Below are 18,662 nucleotides of genomic sequence, written 5' to 3'. Positions count from 1 at the left end.
TGTGATTACAAAAGCCATATTTGCACTTGTTTTTCCTTTCTTGCTCGTTATTTTATTTTCAAAGGTTACTTATAATCATTACGTTGGCATTGCATTAACAGCAGCGCTTTTATTTGCTTCGTATATGAAAGGCTATACAGAAACCTACTTTATCGTAGGATTAGATATTATTTCTTTAGTGGCCGGGGCATTGTTTATGGCCAAGAAAGAAGTCGAAAAAAGAGAGAAGGCTGAAAAACATCATTGATGTGATCCCTCTTGATGAAAAGAAAATGTTTTTGATACAGGAGCTGTGCTTACGATTTCTAGTGAGTGCAGCTTTCTTTTTTGTGGTTTTTCTGCTGATCGAATATCTCACTCCAAAATGTTCCATACTGAAAGGAAGGTTTCTTTAGAGGGTTATGAGCCACGGCAGAGAGGGTATGGTTGTATTGGAAATAAAAATCAAGTCAGACACGAACTTTAGTTCGTATTTTTGTGTTCTTTTATGATAATATATTCATTAGATAGATTTCGTAACGAAACGGAGGCTTTGATGTGAGTGACCGCTTTGAATTAGTTTCTAACTATCAGCCCCAAGGGGATCAGCCAAAAGCCATTGAAAAGCTTGTGGAGGGCATCCATCAGGGGAAACAGCATCAAACGCTGTTAGGTGCTACAGGTACGGGAAAGACCTTTACTGTATCCAACCTGATCAAAGAAGTGAACAAACCAACCCTTGTCATTGCGCATAACAAGACACTTGCCGGACAATTATACAGCGAGTTTAAGGAATTCTTTCCGAATAATGCTGTCGAATATTTTGTGAGTTATTATGATTATTACCAGCCTGAGGCGTATGTGCCTCAAACTGATACATTTATTGAAAAGGATGCCAGCATTAATGATGAGATCGATAAGCTAAGGCACTCCGCCACATCCTCATTATTTGAGCGGAGAGATGTCATCATCATTGCCAGTGTGTCCTGTATTTATGGCTTAGGTTCTCCTGAAGAATACAGAGAGCTTGTGCTGTCTTTACGAACTGAAATGGAAATTGAACGAAATCAGCTGCTGCGTAAGCTTGTGGATATTCAGTATTCTCGTAATGATATAGATTTTCAGCGCGGAACCTTCAGAGTTCGAGGAGACGTCGTTGAAATTTTTCCTGCTTCACGAGATGAGCATTGTATCAGAGTGGAGTTTTTCGGTGATGAAATTGAACGTATTCGTGAAGTAGATGCTCTCACTGGAGAAATTCTCGGTGATCGTGACCACGTTGCTATTTTCCCAGCATCTCACTTCGTCACAAGAGAAGAAAAGATGGAAAAAGCGATTATTAATATTGAAAAAGAGCTTGAGGAACAGTTGGAAAAGCTTCGTGAAAACGGGAAATTGCTTGAAGCACAGCGTCTTGAGCAGCGGACAAGGTATGACCTTGAGATGATGAGAGAGATGGGCTTTTGTTCAGGGATTGAGAACTACTCAAGACATCTCACCCTACGTCCGCCTGGTTCAACACCTTACACATTGCTTGATTATTTTCCGGATGATTTTATGATTGTTGTCGATGAGTCACACGTGACCATCCCGCAAATTCGCGCCATGTACAATGGGGACCAGGCAAGAAAACAAGTGCTTGTTGATCATGGATTCCGTCTGCCGTCAGCACTTGATAATAGACCCCTCACATTTGATGAGTTTGAAAAGCACATTAACCATATTGTGCATGTATCTGCAACACCTGGCCCATACGAGCTTGAGAAAACGCCAGAGGTTGTGGAACAAATTATTCGTCCAACCGGTTTGCTTGATCCAATCATTGAAGTCCGTCCAATTGAAGGACAAATCGATGACTTAATTGGGGAAATTCATGCAAGGGTTGAGAAAAATGAGCGTGTGCTTGTGACGACTTTAACGAAGAAAATGTCTGAGGATCTGACAGATTATCTGAAAGAAATCGGAATCAAGGTCAATTATCTGCACTCAGAAATTAAGACACTCGAGCGGATTGAGATTATTCGTGATTTACGTCTCGGAAAATATGATGTGCTTGTAGGGATCAACCTTCTTCGAGAAGGCTTGGATATTCCAGAGGTGTCGCTCGTGGCGATTTTAGATGCGGATAAAGAAGGCTTTTTACGTTCAGAAAGATCCCTCATCCAGACGATTGGCCGTGCTGCAAGGAATGCAGAAGGCCGGGTTATTATGTATGCAGACAATATGACGAAATCAATGGACATTGCCATACAAGAAACAAAGCGGAGACGTGAGCAGCAAGAAGCGTATAATGAGAAATTTGGTATCACTCCGCAAACGATCCATAAGAAGATTCGAGATGTGATCAAGGCAACAAAAGTACATGAGGATTCAGAAGAATACGAAACAAAAGCAGCACCAAAGTTGTCAAAAATGAGCAAAAAAGAACGAGAAAAAGTGATCGAAAACGTCGAGATGGAAATGAAAGATGCAGCAAAAGCGCTTGATTTTGAAAAAGCAGCAGAATTAAGAGATCTATTGCTAGAGCTAAAAGCGGAAGGATGAATGCCTGATGGCTATGGAACGAATAGAGGTGAAAGGGGCAAGAGCCCACAACCTTAAAAATATTGATGTCAATATCCCGCGCGATCAGCTAGTGGTCATTACGGGTTTATCTGGTTCGGGAAAATCGTCGCTTGCCTTCGATACCATTTATGCAGAAGGTCAGCGTAGGTATGTTGAATCACTGTCAGCCTATGCACGTCAATTTCTCGGTCAAATGGACAAACCAGATGTAGATGCGATTGAAGGGCTTTCTCCAGCGATTAGTATTGACCAGAAAACGACAAGCAGGAACCCTCGATCAACCGTTGGGACTGTTACAGAAATTTATGATTACTTGCGTCTATTATATGCTCGAGTCGGAAAACCGATTTGTCCTATTCATGGGATCGAAATTACATCACAGACGATTGAGCAAATGACAGACCGCATTTTAGAGTATCCAGAACGAACGAAACTACAAGTGCTTGCTCCGGTCGTATCTGGACGTAAGGGAACTCACGTGAAAGTACTTGATCAAATTCGGAAGCAGGGCTACGTTCGAGTCAGAGTTGATGGCGAGATGGAGGACCTGTCAGAAGAGATCGAGCTTGAAAAGAATAAAAAGCATTCCATTGAAGTGGTGATTGATCGAATTGTCGTGAAAGAAGGCGTGGCGGCACGGTTGTCTGATTCTCTTGAAACGGCACTCCGACTTGGTGAAGGCCGTGTGATGATTGATGTGATTGGACAAGAGGAGCTGTTATTTAGTGAGCATCATGCTTGTCCGCACTGCGGATTCTCTATTGGGGAACTTGAGCCAAGAATGTTCTCGTTTAATAGCCCTTTCGGTGCCTGCCCAAGCTGTGATGGGCTTGGTTCTAAACTAGAAGTAGATCCAGAGCTTGTGATTCCGAATAAGGATTTGACTTTACGGCAGCATGCCATTGCCCCATGGGAGCCTCAAAGCTCACAATATTACCCGCAGCTTCTTGAGGCCGTATGTACACACTATGGAATTGACATGGATATTCCAGTAAAAGATATCCCGACGCATTTATTTGATAAAATTTTATATGGCAGCGGCTCTGAGCTGATTTATTTTAAATATGAAAATGATTTTGGCCAGGTCCGTGAAAATGAAATCGAGTTTGAAGGTGTGCTTCGTAACATTGAACGGCGTTACAAGGAAACGAGCTCCGATTATATTCGGGAGCAAATGGAAAAATATATGGCCAATCAGCCATGCCCGACCTGTAAAGGATATCGCCTGAAAAAAGAAACGCTTGCGGTTCTCATCAATGGCAAACATATCGGAGAAATGACCGATTTGTCTGTATCTGATGCCCTTGATTTCTATAAGAAAATTGAGTTGTCTGAGAAAGATTTGCAGATTGCTCAGCTCATTTTACGTGAAATCAAAGAGCGCTTATCCTTCTTAAATAATGTCGGATTAGATTATCTGACATTAAGCCGGTCTGCTGGCACATTATCAGGCGGGGAGGCGCAGCGGATTCGTTTGGCGACACAAATCGGATCAAGACTGACAGGCGTTCTTTATATTTTAGATGAACCATCGATTGGTCTGCATCAACGGGATAATGACCGGTTGATTGGGACATTGAAAAACATGCGTGATATCGGAAACACACTGATTGTCGTAGAACATGATGAAGATACGATGCTTGCCGCTGATTATCTCATTGATATTGGACCAGGAGCAGGGGTTCATGGAGGAGAAGTGATTTCAGCTGGAACGCCAGAAGAAGTCATGAAGGACCCAAAATCGTTGACTGGACAATATTTATCTGGTGAGAAATTCATCCCGCTTCCGATTGAGAGACGAAAGCCTGACGGGCGCTTCATTGAAATTAAAGGGGCAAAAGAAAACAATCTTAAAAACGTGAATGCGAAGTTTCCTTTAGGTGTCTTTACCGCTGTGACGGGTGTATCAGGATCAGGGAAAAGTACACTTGTGAATGAAATTTTATTGAAATCCCTTGCCCAAAAACTGCACAGAGCAAAAGCGAAGCCAGGACAGCACAAAGAAATCAAAGGAATGGATCACTTAGACAAAGTCATTGATATTGATCAATCTCCAATTGGCCGTACACCAAGATCCAATCCTGCTACGTATACAGGTGTATTTGATGACGTGCGGGATGTTTTTGCGCAAACCAATGAAGCGAAGGTACGAGGCTATAAAAAAGGGCGATTCAGCTTTAACGTGAAAGGTGGACGCTGCGAAGCGTGTCGTGGAGATGGCATTATTAAAATTGAAATGCACTTTTTACCTGATGTATATGTGCCTTGTGAAGTGTGTCACGGGAAACGTTATAACCGCGAGACTCTAGAGGTCACGTATAAAGGAAAAAATATTTCCGATGTGCTTGAAATGACGGTAGAGGACGCACTTCAATTTTTCGAGAATATCCCGAAAATTAAGCGGAAGCTGCAAACGATCTTTGATGTTGGATTAGGATACATTACACTTGGGCAGCCTGCCACGACATTGTCTGGTGGAGAGGCGCAGCGTGTGAAATTGGCATCTGAGCTTCACCGCCGTTCAAACGGAAGATCCTTGTATATTTTAGACGAACCGACAACCGGTCTTCATGTGGATGATATTGCTAGGTTGTTAAAAGTGCTCCAACGCTTGGTCGAAAACGGGGATACGGTATTGGTCATTGAGCACAACCTTGATATTATTAAGGCAGCCGATTACCTTGTTGATCTAGGACCAGAAGGCGGTGCTGGTGGAGGAACGATTATTGCTTCAGGAACACCTGAACACATTGCTAAAGAAGAAGCTTCTTACACCGGTCGATACCTAAAACCGATTTTAGAGCGTGACCGTGAGCGAATGAAACAGTTAGTCAAAGAAACAGAAAGTGTGACATCCTCATAAAGAAAAACCCCTCGGAAAAGAGGGGTTTTCCTTTTATTGCACATCTTCCTTTGGCATTAAGTTACTGAGGTGCGTTAAATCCTTTAAAATATGAGTGCTGCTACTATCGAGCAGTACTTTTAAATAACGGATATCACCATACTTCGGATGAGACGGATGAATGGCCTCTAGCTCCTTGATCATATCGCTGTTCATGCTTTTCTGTTTCTGTATAAGGTCTAAAAGCGTTTGTGCCGTGTGGTTAGCATTATGATGATCTGTCAAAATAATTACCCCCTATAATGATAATCACCATCTTTTCAACATATTTTAAAGGGTAATCCATGAAGAATCTACACTTAGGTGCAAAAAGAAATAATTTGTGTCTAAGGTCATATGTAAATCGAATGAGTTTGAAACTTTTTATACGCCATAAACGTATGAGTTAGAAAGGAATTTTCATCATGAAGGAGCGAATATATATGAACAGAGATCAGTCGATCATTGCATCTATTTGTTATTTTAGTGTATTTTTCATGCCGTTTATTGTACCGATCGTGGCATATTTTGTAGTGGATCAAAAGGAAACGAAACGGCATTCGCTGCGTGCATTGTGGTCACATGTTTTGCCAGTCGCAGCGTGTGTGCTGCTGGTTTTTGGAGCTATCCCCTTTTTATTGACGACACAGGCAAGCGACTCACTCGTTCCAGTGTTCACCGTACTTATCTTGTCCTTTTTAGTCGCCATTGGCTTTTTGATCTCTGTCATTTGGAATATCATTCAAGGTATTAAAGTGCTTCAATCCATCAAATCGTAGGAGGGCTTTGTATGAATGAAAAAGAACGCATTTTAAAATTAGTAGAAGACGGGACATTATCTGCAAAAGAAGCAATTACGCTACTTGAAAAATTAGAAGAAAATCAGTCCATTTCACTAGAAAAATCAACGGCTGATCATACCTTTCATGAAGAAAAAGCTGGCACAGAGAATAAAGGAACTGGTACTGAAAACCTCGGTGCCAAGCTGTTTGGATGGTTAGATTCGGCGGTGAAAAAGGTCAAAGATGTAGATCTTGATTTGAACTTTGGACAGTCCGTCGACGTTGAACACATTTTTCAATTCAAAGACGCGGCACTATCTCATTTAGATATTCAATTGGCAAACGGCAGTCTCAATTTGATGCCTTGGGATGATGGGGATGTTCGGGCAGAGTGTCATGCGAAAATTTACCGTGCAGAGGATGGAGAGCAGGCAAGACAGCAATTTCTTCAACATCTGGATTGCGGGCTTGAAGGGGACAAATTTTTTATCCGAACTGAAAAGAAGACCATGAAGGTCAATGTCACCCTGTATGTACCTCGTATCCAATACGATAAGATCAAAGTCAAACTGTTTAATGGACCGATTCGCGGGGAAAAGCTAAAGACAAAAGAACTGGCTGCAAAAACAACAAATGGCGTCGTCTCTTTTGCCTCTTTACAAGCAGAAAAAGTCGGAATTGAAACAGCAAATGGACAAATCAAACTGGCTGATCACGAGTGTGGTATGATTGAAGTAGAAACCATTAATGGGCTCATTGACCTGCGTGGGAAAAGTGAATCAATTGATGCACAGAGCTTCAATGGGAACATTGCTGTTCAGCTGTCAGATGAGAAATGCCGTTCGATCTATGCAAAAACGACAACAGGCAGTGTGGACGTTCAGATTCCGCGTGCTTGTGCAGTGACTGCGGAGCTGAAAAGCAATCTCGGATCGATCTCTCATGAACTGCTTGATGCAAATATGATTAAAGAGAAAAATGAAACGCTGCAAAAAGAGAAAATGATCAAAGCCAATCAACAGGCGGAGCACAATATATCCATTTTTGCAGAAACAAAAACAGGCTCAATCCAAGTAAAGCACCAATCAGACAAGGAGTGATTCTACATGAAGAAGCTTTATCGTTCAGCGACAGATAAAAAAATAGCGGGTGTTGTTGGTGGACTTGCTGAATACTTAAGTGTCGATGCATCCCTGCTTCGTATTTTAACGGTGATCATCGGATTTATGACAGCATTTATGCCGATATTCTTGATCTACTTCATCTGGTATTTTGTTGTTCCGGAAGAAGGCACTAACTAAATGCTTAGATGGATCGTTAGTATTTTCGTCAATGCATTACTTTTAATCGTCATTGCTGGATATTTTGATTCAGGCATTCTGCCAGGCCTTGGTAGTGTGTATATTGAAGGTTTTGGCGCTGCGATTGTAGCAAGTATTATTTTGTCCTTGCTCAATATTTTAGTGAAGCCGTTTTTGATCATTTTAACGCTGCCAGTGACAGTACTTTCACTAGGATTGTTCCTCTTTGTCATTAATGCCATCACACTGATGATGACCTCAAGCTTTATGGGAGATAGTTTTAACATTGATGGGTTTGGAACGGCCATTTGGATGGCTGTCATTTTATCCATTTTCCATCTGCTCATACAAAAAGGAATCGTGGAACCGTTAGCGAAAAAAAGCTAACGGTTTTTTTGTGTGAATTTATATCGTTTCCCCGTTCCATCTGTCATAAAAACCGTCTTCAGGAGACACAATATCCGAAGGGAGGCGGTGCACGATGGTGAATGTGAGCAGACAAATCATTCTTTTGCTTTTTTTGAGCATTCTTTTTTGTTTCAGTCAGCCTGCTTCAGCAGGATCTTTGACACAAACACAAGTGAACATACGAAATAAGCCCTTTTCACCTTTTATCTTTGATCAATTTCAAGTAGATGTCCGTCCGGTTCAAGGAAAAAACCGTGATCTTCAATTTCGGGCATCTATTAGTCAGTCAGAGCAAATTTTGTCTGCAAACTTGTACTATAAACAGAGTGATGAACTGGGATATCGATTGATCCCAATGGAACGATTGCCGGGGATGAAACCAGAATTTACAGCGAAAATCCCGACAGATCAATTGTGGAATCCAACAGTTCATTACTATACAGAATTCCTGACGCAGAAGTCTGTCATCAAAACAACCGAACAAGCTGTTCACTTAAACGGATTTGAAGAGGATCTCTCACAAATCCCTGAGCTATTGATGACAGAAATCGTGGTGAATTCAAAAAACCGCAAAGGCAAGGATGCTTTTGAATTCATCGAGGTGTATAACACAACACATGCACCCATTTCACTTCGACATTATCAGCTTCGCTATCGCAATCCAGCGCAAGGCGTGGAGATGGATGATATATATTCATTCCACACAAGTCCGATCACCATTTCTCCTGGAAAACCGTACGTATTTTGGCTTAGAAAAAAAGGACAGGAGCATTTAACAGTAGCGGATTTTAATGCGATGTACAAAAGCCATTTAAAAGAGGGCGAGCATCTATCGGTCATTGAGAGTAAAGGATTGTCCAATTCTAAATCCCGCCTTGTTTCTATCACAACAAATATAGGAGAAGAGGTATCGTCGGCATCCTATCGTTTAAAGTCTTCATTGTTTAGCGAGCACAGATCGTTACTGTTCAAGTATCCAATGGATGGAACGACACAAATGAAGCTGATCTCGAAAGTGGAGGAAGAGCCGACACCCGGAAAAGTGTTAAAAGCACAAGTTCCAACTGAAAAAAAAGAAATATCACAAGATGTTCATAAACCTGTGATCGAAGATATGACAGACAATCAACCGATAAAACCAACTGAAGGCATTGAAATGAGAGCAGATGTGCAGGATGATCAGTCCGTCAAAACGGTCAAATTGCGATATCGAATCAATCGTCATGAAGATTTTAAAGAGGTGCTGCTTCAAAAGGATCATAATGATCGGCTGTTTCACCATATTATTTATTCACCTGAGCTCATCGGTAAAGAACGATTGGAATATCAGATTGAAGCGTCAGACGGCGAAAATCAAGCAATGACAATGAAAAAAACAATTGATGTGGAACAAGTAAGCAAAGCTCACGGCCTTCGATTGAATGTAGAAGAAGGAGATACGGTTTCTGGCGTATTTCACTTAAAAGCAACAGCAGATCAGAAAAAAAGCATACAATTAATGATAGATGGAAAACCGATTCGACAAGTATTCCCTGCACTTGAAGCAGATCCATATCTTGCATTTGATGTCAAAGGGACAAATTTATATTTTAAGAATGGTGTATCTATAGGTAAGCACTTACTTTCCATTTTTGATGATTCGACAAAAGTGTATCGCACCTATACAATACCAATACCAGAAAAACACTTAGAAAAGGCAGGTCCACAAACGATATCATTCCATGCTGGGACGAAGTCATCGCCGTTTGACCGATTTCCTGGAGAAAATCACGATGATTTTGAATTGAAAAATGTCCAGATGATTTTATCGAATGGAACTCAAATTCTGCCTCTAAATGCGAGCCAGCATGAGGAATGGAAAATGGGCGACGGTGGCAGCGCTAAGAAGGTAAGAGCATTTCAGTTTCAAATCCCGAAGCAAGCATATGCTTCAAGCTATATTCAGTGGGATACAAGAAGGCTGAAAGAAGGAGTACATGTTGTTCAGGCTAAAACCGCAGACGAATCTCAATCTGTACGTGTGAAAGTCGATAACACGGGTCCGAAAATCAAGAGTAATATACAGGCAAATGACCAATTTAAAGGCGTCTTTACGTTAAAGGCAAAGGTGACGGATCGTTGGAGTGATATAGCGGAGATGAAGGCATATTTAGATGGAAAACCGATCTCTTTGCCTTATCAAACGTCCTCTAGCGAATTAGAACCTGGGGAGCACACATTGAAGATAAAAGCAAAAGATGCCGCTGGAAACAAATCAACTTTGAAAAAGGTTTTTAAGACGGTACATGAACACCCTGAGACGCCAGAGAGAGTGTCAGATAGGACAAAAATGGAATCATCTAAGCAAACAGTGCTAACCAATGATCCTACAAATGATCAGTTAGATTACTCCTTTTACCGTGCCTATCAATATACATCGCTGCATCCGTCCATGAAGATTTTCAAATATGCAGCGGAAACAGAGCCGCCAAAACATTTAAATGAAACAGGGGAAATGATTTTTTCTGATCGAGAAAGAAATCGCATTGCATTTGCTGATGGTAAATCAGTGGAAACGAAAGATCTACAGCATTTTCCTTATCATCGCTTTCAAATCAAGGTTCATCACGATGTACGTGAAAAGGATGTTGTCGAGGCTGTATGGAAAGGAAGCTCATTATCAGGGAGAAAGGTAACGATGTACGCTTGGAATCATCAGCAAGAAAAGTGGGATAAAATCACTCATCACTTTGCCAAGGATGAAAAGGAATTTTACCTGAAAGGGCTGCTGTCAGTCAGACAGTATATGAAAAATCAAACGTTTGATTTGCTTGTACAAGATGAGGTCAGTAAGACGTTAAAGCCTTATAAGATGGTGTGGATGTCTGATACTCAATATTATGCCAGAAGTTATCCTCACATCTTCAAAAAAATGGTCGAGTGGATCAGAGATCAAAGGGACCCATTAAATATTCAATATGTGTTCCATACAGGTGATATTGTGGATGATTCAAAGGACAAGCAGTGGAATCGTGCCGATACATTTATGCGTGTGTTAGATAAGCATCAGATTCCTTACGGTGTATTAGCTGGTAATCATGATGTCAGGCACAAAGACGGCCATTATAGGGAATATGGGAGATATTTTGGAGCGAAACGCTTTGAAGACAAGCCGTATTACGGTGAATCCTATCAAAACAATCGAGGTCATTATGATCTTATCTCTGCTGGTGGCAATGATTATATGATGGTGTATATGGGCTGGGGGATCAAGCAAAATGAGATTGACTGGTTAAATCGAGTCATTTCTGAACATCCAGATCGAATTGTCATTTTAAATTTCCATGAGTATTTGTTAGTGAGCGGCAATCGAAGCCCAATTGGAGATTTGATCTTCCATCAAGTGGTAAAGCGTCACCCGAATATTGTCGCAGTATTTAGCGGTCACTACCACGGAGCCAGTCGAAAAGTAGATGAGATTGACGATGATCATGATGGAAAAGTGGACAGAAAAGTATATCAAATCCTTGCAGATTACCAGTCAGGTCCTGAAGGCGGTCAAGGTTTTATGCGGCTGATCACTGCGGATCAAGAAAAAAATAAACTTCATTTCACCACATATTCACCCTACTTGAATCAAGAACATTTCTATGATCCAAAAACGTATGGAGATCAAGATGAATTTTCAATTGATGTGGATTTAACACCTAAAATGAAATCCGTTAAAACCAATTATTTTGAATTGAATGTCTACACAAACGTTCTTCTTGGAGAGGTCAAAGGTGTGAAAAGTGGTAAAAAAGCAAGCTTTGAATGGAAAGGGTTAAAGCCAAATCAAGAATATTATTGGTACACTGTAGCAAAAGACCGTTTCGAAGGGAAAGCGATTTCGCCTATATGGAAAATTCATACAAAAAATGATGATCAATCAACATTTCTTAGGAAATAAAAAAACTGTGCTTTCAGGAGCACAGTTTTATCTTTCCATTGTGTGAGTGAGTTTGTATCGATCCCCTCTATAAATGGACATGACATACTCGAATGGAATTTCATTTTGAAAATAAGTTGTTCTTACAATGGAGAGGACAGGGTCCCCTAATGAAATAGACAGCAGGTCAGCTTCGTCCTTTGAAGCAACATTGGCTTCAAGCTCCTGCTTGGCATGGGCAATGGTTAGACCTGTGTTCGTTTCTATATATTCATATAAAGATCCAGTTAAATGGTCCTTTGTGAGCTCGCCAGCAAATTTTTCAGGTATATAACTCGTTTCAATAGCCATTGGTTCATCGTTTGCAAGGCGGATTCGTTTTAATTCATAGACATCTTCACTGTTCGACAGCTGTAATGATTGCAGCAAGTGCTCTGGGCATGCGACTTTTTTGAAATCAATCAACTGACTTGAAGCTTTGAACCCACGTTGACGCATATCTTCTGTAAAGCTTGTTAAGCCCTGAAGCGGTTGTTCAAACTTCTTTCGGCTAACAAATGTTCCTTTTCCTTTTTGCCGGTATAAATATCCTTCGTTCACAAGGTTCGATAAGGCTTGTCTGACAGTCATTCGGCTAATACCAAAGCGTTCGGCATATTCTCTTTCAGAAGGAATGAGTGTATCAGGTGCTAACGTTCCATCCTCAATCTGCTTTTTCAAGTTCTCCATAATCTGATGGTACATGGGGATAGGTGACTGCTTATCAATAAACATGTGAAAATCCTCTCGTGTTTAGCGTAGTGAACCAGCTTCTCGATCAATAAAAATCGTCACATCTTCATGAAGTTTTAGAGCAGATGCAGGGAAGTCTGGGTGAATCTCTGTTCGTTCTAAATATTGTATCACGTCCGCTTTTGATTTTCCTGATGCGAGAAGGAGAATTTTTTTGCTTGAAAGAATGCTTGCAATTCCCATTGTAATGGCATGTGTAGGCACCTCATCAATAGAAGAAAAGTATCTTGCATTGGCTTGGCGAGTGTGTTCATCTAATTGGACGACATGCGTCTTTGAGTCGAAGGGAGTACCAGGTTCATTAAACCCGATATGTCCATTTTGTCCGATACCAAGTAGCTGAAGATCAATACCCCCTAAATCTTCAATGAGCTGATCATACCTTAAGCACTCTTCTTCCAAGTGAGAAGCAGCACCATTGGGGAGGAAATATTGATCTGATGGGAGATCAATATGGTCGAATAAATGACGCTTCATGTAAGTCATATAACTATTTTCATGATTTGGATCAATTCCCACGTACTCATCCAGATTCACTGTTCTTGCTTGTTTGAAAGACAATTGTTCTGTTTGATGCAACTGAATTAACTCTTTATAAGTGTCAATTGGTGTACCGCCAGTTGCCAGACCGAGAACCGCATCTGTTTTTGATTCAATGGTACGTGCAATGAAAGCAGCTGCTGCTTTTCCTAATTGATCTTTATCTGCAAATTCGATGATGTTCATCAGTGTGTGGCCTCCTTTTTTTCATAAGCGATTTGTCCATGGCAGATCGTCATCATGAGTTCGCCAGTTTCATCCCAAATGACCAAGTCTGCCAGTTTTCCAACTTCGATCGAACCGAGCTGATGATCGATCCCGAGCTGAGTGGCTGCATTTGTTGAGGTCATTTGAGCAATTTCTGTCCATCCACATTGTGTGATCTGTCTCATACGTTTGACCCCATCTTTCATTTGTAAAATCGATCCTGCAAGTGTTCCATCTGCCAGCAATGCTTTTTCACCGCCGACTGTCACAGTCTGCCCGCCAAATTCGTAGGTCCCCTCTCCAAGTCCTTTTGCACGCATTGAGTCTGTAATCATGATCAAACGTTCACTTCCCTTTGCCAAATACGCAAGCTTTACGGAAAGAGGATGTGAATGAATGCCATCTGTAATCAGCTCAGTCAAAAGCTTTTCGTTTGTAAGTGCAGCTCCTGCAACATTGGGCTCACGATGCTGAAATGAACTCATTGCATTATAAAGATGCGTGACATGACGCGCACCGTGCTTTGCTGCTAGTTCAATCATGTCATGATGAGCATTTGTATGTCCAATAGAAGGAATGATATTTTTTTCTTTTAGTAAGGAAAGAAATGCAAAATCAGTATCTTCCTCAGGTGCAAAAGTGACAATTCGAATCAGCTGATCAGATGCACTCAGCCATTTCTCAAAAAGAGGAAGGTTAGCCTGTGTAATCCATTGAGCTGGCTGCGCACCAGCTTTATCTTTAGAAATAAAAGGACCTTCTAGATGAATGCCTAAACATTGTGCCTGACTTCCAGCCTGCTTTTCATTATAGGGTCTCCACTGTGCGACATTTTTAAGTGCTTGCTCAATCTCTTGATGATTTTGTGTAATGGTTGTTGCTAAAAAGCTTGTCGTTCCTTCTGCGGGTAAGTGATCAGCAAGTGTATTCATGGCTTCTGGTGTCGCATCCATCATATCTGCACCATATCCCCCATGAATGTGAATATCAATCATTCCGGGGAGTAAATAAAAGTTTTCCCGGGAAATATATACTTTTTCATAATTTCCTGTCGGTGGTGATGTTGAAATATAGTCGATCTTGCCATCGCGTAAACCGACAAAACCGTTTTCAATGATTTCTGTCTTTGTCACAATATGAATATTGGAGAGCAATAAAGAACTGCTCATGATTGTGCCCCCTTATTCTCGTCGTTAGATTCAGTTTACCTTTTTTAAGTATAGTTGTCTATACCAGTGAATGTGTTGAAACAGGATCAGGATAAAATACTGTTTTGGGTTCATCATTGAAAGTGATAAAATAGAGCTGTATTTCTGAAACGCCTGTGATAAAAGGAGGAAGAAGCGTGCCGAAAGTTCGTACGAAGGACATAATGGAACAATTTCATCTTGAACTGGTAAGTGGGGAAGAAGGGATTAATCGTCCCATTACAATCAGTGATCTTTCCAGACCAGGTATTGAAATGGCTGGATATTTTACATATTACCCAAAAGAAAGAGTTCAACTTTTAGGGAAGACAGAGCTTTCTTTTTTTGAACAGCTCCCAGAACGCGAACGAAAGCAGAGAATGATGTCTCTTTGTACAGATATTACCCCTGCCATTATTTTGTCACGAGATCGTGAAGTACCAAAGGAATTGATCGAAGCTTCAAATGAAAATGGAGTGCCGGTTTTACGCTCAAGCTTAAAAACGACAAGACTTTCGAGTCGATTAACGAACTTTTTAGAAAGCAAGCTTGCACCAACGACTGCGATTCATGGCGTACTCGTAGATGTATATGGTGTAGGTGTACTGTTAATTGGAAAAAGTGGCGTAGGTAAAAGTGAAACGGCTTTAGAATTAGTGAAGAGAGGACACAGGCTGGTTGCAGACGATTGCGTGGAAATCAGGCAAGAGGATCAGGATACGTTAGTTGGAAGCGCACCAGAGCTGATTGAGCACCTTCTAGAAATCCGTGGATTAGGCATTATTAATGTGATGACCTTATTTGGAGCGGGCGCTGTCAGAAGCTATAAGAGAATTACGATTGTTATGAACCTTGAGCTTTGGGAACAAGGCAAACAGTATGACCGTTTAGGACTTGAGGAAGAAAAAATGCGGATCATCGATACAGATGTACCAAAGCTGACCATCCCTGTACGTCCGGGACGAAATTTAGCGGTCATCATCGAGGTAGCTGCTATGAACTTCAGATTGAAACGAATGGGACATAATGCAGCGGAACAATTTACAAGTAAACTTGCCGATGTCATTGAAGACAATGGCCAGGATGAATAGGAGCTGTCTATATGAATGAAGCAATTCAACCAATTGATCCGATTGCTTTTCAGCTCGGACCTATTTCGGTTCATTGGTATGGTGTGATTATTGGGGTCGGAGCCCTGCTTGGACTCTGGCTCGCATTAAGGGAGTGTGAAAAAAGAGGCATCAATAAAGATATGTTTATTGATCTCATCTTATTTGCCATTCCTATCGCCATTATTTGTGCACGAATTTATTATGTATCCTTTGAATGGGATTATTATCAGCAGCACCCAAATGAAATCATCAAGATTTGGAATGGTGGAATTGCCATACATGGCGGACTGATAGGGGCGGTGCTGACAGCGATTGTCTTTACTAAAGTGAGAAAGGTGTCCTTTTGGAAAATCGCCGATGTCGCAGCGCCTAGTATTTTACTAGGGCAAGCCATCGGGCGCTGGGGGAACTTTATTAATCAGGAAGCGCATGGTGAGGCTGTTTCAAGAGCCTTTTTAGAAAATTTGCACCTGCCTGAGTTTATTATTAATCAGATGTACATTGACGGGACCTACTATCACCCTACGTTCTTATATGAATCATTATGGAATATCGCAGGCGTTTTGATATTAATCTTATTACGTAGAACATCATTGCGTCGAGGCGAAATTTTCTTGTCTTATTTAATCTGGTATTCAATCGGCCGTTTCTTCATTGAAGGAATGAGAACAGACAGCTTAATGCTGACTGAGCATCTTCGAATTGCACAGATGATTTCGATTGCCATATTTGCAGTGGCTGTTTTGCTGATTGTGTTTAGAAGAATCAAGGGATATGCATCTATACGGTATAAAGAGAACAACTCATCAAATTAAGCAAGGGGGATAAGAGATGGGTGAGACATGGAAAAACGGCTTGAAAGCAGGGTTATCGACAACTTGGACACTTGGAAAAGTCATTTTTCCGGTTACCATTCTCGTTAGTATCTTGCAGCATACACCTGTGATGGATTGGATGATACAATTCATCCGTCCTTTTATGGGCCTGTTTGGTCTTTCAGGGGAAGCGGCCATTCCGCTTGTTTTAGGAAATATGCTGAACTTGTATGCGGGTATTGCAGCCATCTTGACATTAGAGCTGCCTGTGAAGGAAGTGTTCATTTTAGCGGTCATGCTCTCCTTTTGTCACAACTTGATCATCGAATCAACAGTGGCGGCGAAGGTTGGGCTGCGGGTGTCTGTCATTTTGCTGGTGAGAATCAGTCTTGCCGTCGTGTCAGCAATTGTCATTCACCTCGTTTGGCAGGGAGGCGAGGAGCCGGCGCAATATGGTTTGCTGACAGCTGCTCAGTCGGCTGATGTGCCTTCTAGCTGGTATATGATCGTACTTCTTGCTTTACAGAAAGCTGTTCTTGGTGTGCTGCAGCTGGCTTGTATTGTCATTCCTCTCATGATCATCATTCAATTTATGAGAGACTTAGGGTGGCTCCATACGCTGTCTAAGTGGCTGTCTCCTTTTACGAGAATGCTTGGAATGAAAGAAAATACGTCTATGACGATGGTGGCTGGTTTAACCATTGGTCTTGCCTACGGGGCAGGCGTCATGATGAAGGCAGTGGAAGAGGACGGTGTCAGCAAAAAGGATTTAACACTTGCTTTCATTTTCCTTGTGGCGTGTCATGCGGTGGTCGAAGATACACTCATTTTCATTCCTTTAGGTATTCCAGTCTGGCCGCTTCTTCTTATTCGCCTTATTTCTGCTATTTTATTGACAGCTGCCATCAGCTATATCTGGCGGAGGCGCGAACATACAGCTGTTAGAAAGGAAGCCATATGAACCAATCAACTATTAACACAGTGCTATTTGATTTAGATGGCACATTAATCAATACAAATGAATTAATTATTGCTTCATTTCAGCATACGCTTGATCATTATTACCCTGGTCAATACAGCCGTGAGGATATCCTTCATTTCATTGGTCCATCATTATTTGATACATTCTCTGCAATGGATCCGAATCTGACAGATGACATGATTCAGATGTATCGAACGTTTAATCATGAACAGCATGACCTGCTTGTGACGGAGTACGAGACGGTGTTAGATACGTTGAAAATTCTTCAGGATCGAGGGTTTAAGCTTGGTATTGTGACTACAAAAATACGTGATACGGTTTTAATGGGATTAAAGCTGACTGGTTTGGAGCCTTTTTTTGAGGTCATTGTCACACTTGATGATGTACAAAATGAGAAGCCGCATCCAGAACCAGTCCAGCTGGCATTATCCAAGCTCGGCAGTGATCCGCATGAGGCGATCATGGTTGGCGATAACTATCACGACATTTTATCTGGTCAAGCGGCAGGGACGAAAACAGCAGGTGTTGCTTGGTCTATTAAGGGAGAAGAAGCCCTGTTAAAGCATCGCCCTGATTATATGCTGCAGAAAATGAGTGATCTCTTGGCGATTGTTGGAGCTGATTAAGTTGAGAAAAACAGATCGTTATCCTGTCAAAGGGGTCAATTCGCTTAGACAAGTCTATCGGACGGTCCCCTTTCTCAAGGTTGTGAAAAACTTTATCTTTATTCAAATGGCAAGGTATACGCCTTTTATGGGAATGAAAAATTGGATTTATCGCACCTTCCTTCGAATGAAAGTCGGGGAGGATACGGCGTTTGCTTTAATGGTGATGGTCGATCTCATGTTTCCTGAGAAAATCACTGTCGGTCGAAATAGTGTGATTGGCTATAACACGACCATTTTGTCCCATGAGTATTTGATTAAAGAGTATAGGCTTGGGGAAGTCTATATTGGTGATGAAGTCTTAATTGGGGCAAATTCAACGATTCTACCTGGAGTGACAATTGGTGATGGTGCGATTGTATCGGCAGGAACTCTTGTGAACAAAGATGTTCCGGCAGGCTCCTTTGTTGGAGGTAATCCAATGCGGATGATATATACAAAAGAGGAAATGGAAGCACGTCAATCTACGTCTGCTGAGTAGCTCGGCAGACTTTTTTGTTGACATTCTAACATGGTGTAACTATAATGATTACAACAGA

The 18,662-nt window shown here is 41.4% G+C and carries 17 protein-coding genes; 13 read left to right on the top strand and 4 right to left on the bottom strand.

Features of this window, described 5'->3' with window-relative positions; all coding sequences use genetic code 11:
- Position 1: 1 nt before the first annotated feature.
- From ID12_RS02020 to uvrA, 3 genes are all read left to right on the top strand, one after another.
- A complete protein-coding gene (locus tag ID12_RS02020; RefSeq protein ID WP_008348197.1) occupies positions 2-247 on the top strand; it encodes a CsbA family protein in 246 nt (81 codons plus the stop codon).
- Positions 248-537: 290 nt separating this feature from the next.
- Entirely contained in the window at positions 538-2,523 is a 1,986-nt protein-coding gene (uvrB, locus tag ID12_RS02015) for an excinuclease ABC subunit UvrB (RefSeq protein WP_035389639.1), read from the top strand.
- Between the two features lie 7 nt (positions 2,524-2,530).
- Positions 2,531-5,407, top strand: a complete 2,877-nt coding sequence (gene uvrA, locus ID12_RS02010; RefSeq protein ID WP_050826647.1) for an excinuclease ABC subunit UvrA — start codon at positions 2,531-2,533, stop codon at positions 5,405-5,407.
- Between the two features lie 33 nt (positions 5,408-5,440).
- On the opposite strand, the gene ID12_RS02005 is transcribed toward uvrA, so the two are convergent.
- Positions 5,441-5,671: a hypothetical protein gene (locus ID12_RS02005; protein ID WP_008348188.1), complete on the bottom strand. Its 231-nt coding sequence runs from the start codon at positions 5,669-5,671 to the stop codon at positions 5,441-5,443.
- A 197-nt stretch (positions 5,672-5,868) separates the two neighbouring features.
- On the opposite strand from ID12_RS02005, the gene ID12_RS02000 reads away from it, so the two are divergent.
- The 5 genes from ID12_RS02000 to ID12_RS01980 all read left to right on the top strand — a co-directional run bounded on the left by ID12_RS02000 (position 5,869) and on the right by ID12_RS01980 (position 11,844).
- On the top strand, positions 5,869-6,204 hold the full coding sequence (locus ID12_RS02000) for a hypothetical protein (protein WP_008348186.1): 336 nt from the start codon (positions 5,869-5,871) through the stop codon (positions 6,202-6,204).
- An 11-nt stretch (positions 6,205-6,215) separates the two neighbouring features.
- Positions 6,216-7,307, top strand: coding sequence for a DUF4097 family beta strand repeat-containing protein (locus ID12_RS01995; RefSeq protein ID WP_007500040.1), 1,092 nt, complete (start codon positions 6,216-6,218; stop codon positions 7,305-7,307).
- A 6-nt stretch (positions 7,308-7,313) separates the two neighbouring features.
- Positions 7,314-7,508, top strand: coding sequence for a PspC domain-containing protein (locus tag ID12_RS01990; RefSeq protein WP_008348183.1), 195 nt, complete (start codon positions 7,314-7,316; stop codon positions 7,506-7,508).
- The gene (locus ID12_RS01985) at positions 7,509-7,895 is read left to right on the top strand and encodes a phage holin family protein (protein ID WP_007500042.1); all 387 of its coding nucleotides are present in this window, start codon (positions 7,509-7,511) and stop codon (positions 7,893-7,895) included.
- Between the two features lie 94 nt (positions 7,896-7,989).
- On the top strand, positions 7,990-11,844 hold the full coding sequence (locus ID12_RS01980; RefSeq protein ID WP_050826646.1) for a lamin tail domain-containing metallophosphoesterase family protein: 3,855 nt from the start codon (positions 7,990-7,992) through the stop codon (positions 11,842-11,844).
- Between the two features lie 27 nt (positions 11,845-11,871).
- Here the strand turns inward: ID12_RS01980 and ID12_RS01975 are convergent, their stop codons facing one another.
- From ID12_RS01975 to nagA, 3 genes are read right to left on the bottom strand one after another with little or no spacing between them, the layout of a single operon-like run.
- Positions 11,872-12,597 (bottom strand): GntR family transcriptional regulator, encoded by a 726-nt coding sequence (locus ID12_RS01975; RefSeq protein ID WP_050826645.1) that lies wholly within the window; start codon positions 12,595-12,597, stop codon positions 11,872-11,874.
- An 18-nt stretch (positions 12,598-12,615) separates the two neighbouring features.
- Positions 12,616-13,341 (bottom strand): glucosamine-6-phosphate deaminase, encoded by a 726-nt coding sequence (gene nagB / locus ID12_RS01970; protein WP_046527618.1) that lies wholly within the window; start codon positions 13,339-13,341, stop codon positions 12,616-12,618.
- Positions 13,341-14,531 carry an N-acetylglucosamine-6-phosphate deacetylase gene (gene nagA / locus ID12_RS01965; protein ID WP_050826644.1) on the bottom strand — a complete coding sequence of 397 codons (1,191 nt, stop codon included), beginning with the start codon at positions 14,529-14,531 and terminating at the stop codon, positions 13,341-13,343. The genes nagB and nagA overlap by 1 nt, the downstream gene beginning before the upstream one ends.
- A 176-nt stretch (positions 14,532-14,707) precedes the next feature.
- Between nagA and hprK the strand changes: the two genes are divergently transcribed.
- Genes hprK through ID12_RS01940 form a run of 5 tightly spaced genes read left to right on the top strand, consistent with a single transcriptional unit; the run spans position 14,708 to position 18,604 of the window.
- Positions 14,708-15,640 carry an HPr(Ser) kinase/phosphatase gene (gene hprK / locus ID12_RS01960; protein ID WP_003212943.1) on the top strand — a complete coding sequence of 311 codons (933 nt, stop codon included), beginning with the start codon at positions 14,708-14,710 and terminating at the stop codon, positions 15,638-15,640.
- An 11-nt stretch (positions 15,641-15,651) separates the two neighbouring features.
- Positions 15,652-16,476: a prolipoprotein diacylglyceryl transferase gene (gene lgt / locus ID12_RS01955; protein ID WP_017368118.1), complete on the top strand. Its 825-nt coding sequence runs from the start codon at positions 15,652-15,654 to the stop codon at positions 16,474-16,476.
- Between the two features lie 16 nt (positions 16,477-16,492).
- Positions 16,493-17,437, top strand: a complete 945-nt coding sequence (locus ID12_RS01950; RefSeq protein ID WP_025208037.1) for a nucleoside recognition domain-containing protein — start codon at positions 16,493-16,495, stop codon at positions 17,435-17,437.
- Positions 17,434-18,084, top strand: coding sequence for a pyrophosphatase PpaX (ppaX, locus tag ID12_RS01945; RefSeq protein WP_017357895.1), 651 nt, complete (start codon positions 17,434-17,436; stop codon positions 18,082-18,084). Before ID12_RS01950 ends, ppaX begins: the two co-directional genes overlap by 4 nt.
- 1 nt (position 18,085) lies before the next feature.
- Complete coding sequence (locus tag ID12_RS01940) at positions 18,086-18,604, top strand: acyltransferase (protein WP_017368116.1); 519 nt, start codon at positions 18,086-18,088, stop codon at positions 18,602-18,604.
- Positions 18,605-18,662 lie beyond the last annotated feature (58 nt).

The sequence above is a fragment of the Bacillus altitudinis genome (assembly GCF_001191605.1).
Lineage (GTDB): Bacteria > Bacillota > Bacilli > Bacillales > Bacillaceae > Bacillus > Bacillus altitudinis.
The sequence above is the reverse complement of the archived record's forward strand: the minus strand, read 5'-3'. Positions and strand labels throughout refer to the sequence as shown.

Bases quoted from the DNA above. Each gene is read 5' to 3' on its own strand.
- uvrA (WP_050826647.1), top strand. From the start codon at position 2,531: ATGGCTATGGAACGAATAGAGGTGAAAGGGGCAAGAGCCCACAACCTT.
- ID12_RS02000 (WP_008348186.1), top strand. From the start codon at position 5,869: ATGAACAGAGATCAGTCGATCATTGCATCTATTTGTTATTTTAGTGTA.
- ID12_RS01995 (WP_007500040.1), top strand. From the start codon at position 6,216: ATGAATGAAAAAGAACGCATTTTAAAATTAGTAGAAGACGGGACATTA.
- ID12_RS01990 (WP_008348183.1), top strand. From the start codon at position 7,314: ATGAAGAAGCTTTATCGTTCAGCGACAGATAAAAAAATAGCGGGTGTT.
- ID12_RS01985 (WP_007500042.1), top strand. From the start codon at position 7,509: ATGCTTAGATGGATCGTTAGTATTTTCGTCAATGCATTACTTTTAATC.
- ID12_RS01980 (WP_050826646.1), top strand. From the start codon at position 7,990: ATGGTGAATGTGAGCAGACAAATCATTCTTTTGCTTTTTTTGAGCATT.
- ID12_RS01975 (WP_050826645.1), bottom strand. From the start codon at position 12,597: ATGTTTATTGATAAGCAGTCACCTATCCCCATGTACCATCAGATTATG.
- nagB (WP_046527618.1), bottom strand. From the start codon at position 13,341: ATGAACATCATCGAATTTGCAGATAAAGATCAATTAGGAAAAGCAGCA.
- nagA (WP_050826644.1), bottom strand. From the start codon at position 14,531: ATGAGCAGTTCTTTATTGCTCTCCAATATTCATATTGTGACAAAGACA.
- lgt (WP_017368118.1), top strand. From the start codon at position 15,652: ATGAATGAAGCAATTCAACCAATTGATCCGATTGCTTTTCAGCTCGGA.
- ID12_RS01950 (WP_025208037.1), top strand. From the start codon at position 16,493: ATGGGTGAGACATGGAAAAACGGCTTGAAAGCAGGGTTATCGACAACT.
- ppaX (WP_017357895.1), top strand. From the start codon at position 17,434: ATGAACCAATCAACTATTAACACAGTGCTATTTGATTTAGATGGCACA.